Genomic DNA, 4,214 nt, shown 5'->3' on the forward strand with positions numbered 1-4,214 from the left:
CCGCCCTCGCCCTTCCGCGCCGGCGCGACGCCGGCGAGAATCCCGCGACGCCCACTGCCGCCGGCTCGCGATGAATCCCGAAACGCCGATCCGCAACGTCTCCGACACCGCGCTCTGGGTCGCGATCTATCGCGCGATCGAAAGCGAGCGCAGCGATGCACTGTTCCGCGATCCCTATGCACGCCGGCTCGGCGGCGCGCGCGGCGAGGCCATCGTCGAAGCGATGCCGAACGGCCGCTCGATGGCCTGGCCGCTGGTCGTGCGCGTCACGGTCATGGACGAGATCGTGCAGCGCTGCGTGCGCCTGGGTGCGAAGACCGTGCTCAACCTTGCCGCGGGCCTCGACGCACGTCCCTATCGCCTCGACCTGCCGGCCGATCTGCTCTGGCTCCATGTCGACATGCCCGAGATGGTCGACTACTTCCGCTCGCACATGGCGGACGAGACACCGCGCTGCCGCGTCGAGTTCATCGCCGCCGATCTGCGCGACGCGCAGCGCCGCCGGGACGTCTTCACGCGCGCCGCCGCAGCCGACGGCCCCGTCCTCGTCATCACCGAAGGTCTGCTGATCTATCTCGAATCCGACGACGTCACCGCGCTCTCGCGCGACCTGCATGACGTCGCCCGCGCGCGCTGGTGGCTCAGCGATCTCGCGTCGCCGGCGCTGCTGCGCTTTCTCGCGACGAACTGGGGCCGCACCGTGCAGCAGGGCAATGCGCCGTTCCGCTTCGGCCCGCGCGAAGGCACCGCGTTCTTCGCGCCGCAGGGCTGGCGCGAAGTCGAGTTCCGTTCGACCTGGGACGAAGCCTGGCGCCTGAATCGCAAGCCGGCCTTCGCGTGGCTGTGGCGCGCGCTGTCGTGGCTGCAGCCGCGCAAGCGCGAAACCGGCCGTCGCATGTCTTCGGTCGTGCTGCTCGAATCCGACGAGACGGCGCGCATCTGATCGCCTCGTTGTCGAGTACGCCATTTGTGCGTGCCGGCGCGGTTGCGCACACTAGGCGACTCTTCATCGCCGGGACCGTGAACGCATGTCCATCGCCTCGACCTTCCGCGCCTTCCGCATCCACAACGACGCGCAGGGCTATCGCGCCGGCCTCGAAACGCTGACGCTCGATGCGCTTTCGCCGGGCGAAGTCGTCATCAAGGTCGCGCACTCCAGCGTCAACTACAAAGACGCGCTCGCCGGTACGGGCAAGGGCAAGATCCTGCGCCAGTACCCGATGAACGGCGGCATCGACGTCGCCGGCTACGTCGTCGCCTCGACCGACCACCGCTTTCGCGAAGGCGATGCCGTGCTCTGCACCGGTTCGGGCCTGAGCGAGACGCGCGACGGCGGCTATTCCGAATACGCGCGCCTGCCCGCCCAGTGGACGATCCCGCTGCCCGCGGGCATGACCTTGCGCGAGAGCATGATCTTGGGCACCGCCGGCTTCACGGCGGCGCTGTCGCTCTATCGCATGGAGCAGAACGAACAGCGTCCCGACATGGGGCCGGTCGTCGTCACGGGCGCGAGCGGCGGCGTCGGCTCGCTCGCGATCGCGATCCTCGCGAAGGCCGGCTACGAAGCGCACGCGATCACCGGCAAGATCGACCAGTTCGACTGGCTCATCAGCCTCGGCGCGAAACAGTGCATCGCGCGCAAGGAACTCTACTGGGGCCAGCGCCCGCTCGAGACCAGCCGCTGGGCCGGCGCGATCGACAACGTCGGCAGCGAGATGCTCGCCGGCCTCACGCGCGTGATCCATCCCTACGGAAACATCGCGAGCTGCGGCCTCGCCGCCGGGCACGATCTCGCGACGACCGTCATGCCGTTCATCATCCGCGGCGTCAGCCTGCTCGGCATCGCGTCGGCCGGCACCGCGCGTCACACGCGCGAACGCATCTGGGAGCGGCTTGCCGGCGAGTGGAAACCGGCACAGCTCGACACGATCTGCACGCGCGAAGTCACGCTCGACACGTTGCCGGAGGTTTTTGACGGTATGCTCGCGGGTGGCTCGCTCGGGCGAACTCTGGTAAACATCGCCTGACGTTTCGCGCCGCCGCCGTTCCGGCCCGCGACGGCGCTTCAAATCGTTGACGGAACACGGATGCGGCAGTTGCCAAGCAATCGCCCGCCGGTAGAATGTCCCAGCCGCACCGCGGCCTACAGGGGTGATACAGCAACCATGGCGCGAATTCTGATCGTCGACGACTCCCAGTCCCAGCTGCTGGGCCTCAAGCGCATCGTCGAAAAAATGGGCCACGAAATCATCACGGCCGAAGACGGTGCCGCCGGCGTCGAAGTCGCGAAGCGCGAAATCCCCGACCTGATCCTCATGGACGTCGTGATGCCGAACTTGAACGGCTTCCAGGCGACCCGCACGATCTCGCGCGAAGCCAAGACCAGCCATATCCCGATCATCCTCGTCACGACGAAAGATCAGGAAACCGACAAGGTCTGGGGCATGCGCCAGGGCGCGAAGGCCTACGTCACGAAGCCGATCAACGAACCCGAGCTGATCAAGGTCATCAACGAGCTGCTGCCGAAGTAACCGGCGGCGGTTCGAACGAAAAAGGGAGCCGCGAGGCTCCCTTTTTCGTTGCGGCATCGCCGTCTGCGCCGGCCTCAGCTGCCGAACGCGGCGCGCAGGCGTTTATAGGCGTCGCGCTGCTCGTCGCTGTGCGCGGCCGGCGCACGCACATCGAGCACGACGTACTGGTCCCCGGTCTCGCTGCCTGGCATGCCGCGTCCCTTGAGTCGCATCTTGCGGCCGGAATCCGAGCCCGCCGGAATCTTCAGGTCGACATCGCCGGCCAAGGTCGGCACTTTCACGACGGCGCCGAGCGCCGCATCCCAGGGCGCTATCGGCAGACGCACCGTGACGTCGCGACCGTCGAGCTGGAATCGCGGATGCGGGCGCAGCTGGATCTCCAGCAGCACGTCGCCGGCCGGCGCACCGTTGCGTCCGGGATGTCCCTTGCCGCGCAGACGGATGGTCTGTCCCGGAAGAATGCCGGCCGGAATCGTCACGTCGAGCTTTTCGCCGTTGAGGTCGAGTCGCTGCGTGCCGCCGGTGAACGCGGTTTCGAGATCGATCGCCGCATGCGCGCGCAGATCCTGGCCGCGGCGCGGCCCGGTGTTCGCCCGCGCGCCGCTGCGACCGAACAGCGATTCGAAGAAATCGCTGAAACCTTCGTTGCCGCCTCCGCCGCTGAATCCGCCGAAGCCGCCGAAGTCCGGCGTCGGCTGGAACTCGTCGCCGGGCTTGTAGCCGCGCGCGCGCAGCGCGTCGTACTCGCGGCGTTTCTCCGGATCGCGCAGCGCTTCGTACGCTTCGTTGACGGCCTTGAACTTGTCTTCCGCGCCGGCTTCCTTGCTGACGTCGGGGTGATACTTGCGCGCGAGCTTGCGGAACGCGCTCTTGATCTCCGCGTCGCTCGCGTCGGGCTTGACGCCCAAGGTGTCGTAGTAGTCCTTGAACTGCATGCTTTCTACCTTGCGGATTCCGTGTGCCCGGCCGGCGGCGCCGGACGGGCGGGCTGCGCAACAGTAATCGCACGGCGCTCCAACGAACAGACCCGCGGCGGATCGCTCCGCCACGGGCCCGGGTTACCGCCGGCGCGAACCGGTATCAGTGCGCGGCGATGTTGATGCGGCGCGGCGAGCTTTCGGGACGCTTCGGAATCGAGATCTCGAGCACGCCGAACTTGCCGCTCGCGGTGATGCCGTCCGCATCGGCGCTGTCGGGCAGCGCGAAGCGACGGTAAAACACGCCGTGCGTGCGCTCGCTGCGGCTCAGCTTGCCGCCGTTGCCCTCGACGACGTCGCTCTTGCGTTCGCCCTTGATCGACAAAATCCCTTTGTCCATCTGGATCTCGATCTCGTTCGGATCGACGCCCGGAATGTCGGCGAGAATCACGAAGCGCTTGTCCTCTTCGCGAATGTCGACGCGCGGCGTCCACTGGCTGGTCACGACGTTGGACTGGTCGGACTCGTCGGGCGTGAACAGGCGCTCGAAGGCCTGCTTGATTTCATCCTGGAAACCGGACGGAACCGACCAGCGGTAATTGCGCGAAATGCTCATGCTGTCTCCTCGAATGGGGCGGCGCGGTCATCGCGCCATGGTCCCGGAGATAGGTACCGCGTGCGGGCTTTCAAGAGCCCCTTTTCGAGGATTCGCCCGACGCGTCCAACTGCGTTCGGCCGGGCTATGATCGCGATCCCCCCCCCCCCC

The 4,214-nt window shown here is 67.2% G+C and carries 5 protein-coding genes; 3 read left to right on the forward strand and 2 right to left on the reverse strand.

What is annotated here, in order from left to right; all coding sequences use genetic code 11:
- Window positions 1-70: 70 nt before the first annotated feature.
- The 3 genes from VLF18_RS00005 to pilH all read left to right on the forward strand — a co-directional run bounded on the left by VLF18_RS00005 (window position 71) and on the right by pilH (window position 2,531).
- Window positions 71-943, forward strand: a complete 873-nt coding sequence (locus VLF18_RS00005) for an SAM-dependent methyltransferase (RefSeq protein WP_325277553.1) — start codon at window positions 71-73, stop codon at window positions 941-943.
- An 85-nt stretch (window positions 944-1,028) separates the two neighbouring features.
- The gene (locus VLF18_RS00010) at window positions 1,029-2,027 is read left to right on the forward strand and encodes a YhdH/YhfP family quinone oxidoreductase (protein ID WP_325277554.1); all 999 of its coding nucleotides are present in this window, start codon (window positions 1,029-1,031) and stop codon (window positions 2,025-2,027) included.
- A gap of 138 nt (window positions 2,028-2,165) precedes the next feature.
- The gene (gene pilH, locus VLF18_RS00015; protein ID WP_325277555.1) at window positions 2,166-2,531 is read left to right on the forward strand and encodes a twitching motility response regulator PilH; all 366 of its coding nucleotides are present in this window, start codon (window positions 2,166-2,168) and stop codon (window positions 2,529-2,531) included.
- A 74-nt stretch (window positions 2,532-2,605) separates the two neighbouring features.
- Here the strand turns inward: pilH and VLF18_RS00020 are convergent, their stop codons facing one another.
- A complete protein-coding gene (locus tag VLF18_RS00020) occupies window positions 2,606-3,466 on the reverse strand; it encodes a DnaJ C-terminal domain-containing protein (protein WP_325277556.1) in 861 nt (286 codons plus the stop codon).
- Window positions 3,467-3,611: 145 nt separating this feature from the next.
- Window positions 3,612-4,064: an Hsp20/alpha crystallin family protein gene (locus VLF18_RS00025; RefSeq protein ID WP_325277557.1), complete on the reverse strand. Its 453-nt coding sequence runs from the start codon at window positions 4,062-4,064 to the stop codon at window positions 3,612-3,614.
- Between the last annotated feature and the right edge of the window lie 150 nt (window positions 4,065-4,214).

This window comes from Tahibacter sp. (genome assembly GCF_035481375.1).
In the GTDB taxonomy this organism is placed as follows: Bacteria; Pseudomonadota; Gammaproteobacteria; order Xanthomonadales; family Rhodanobacteraceae; genus Tahibacter.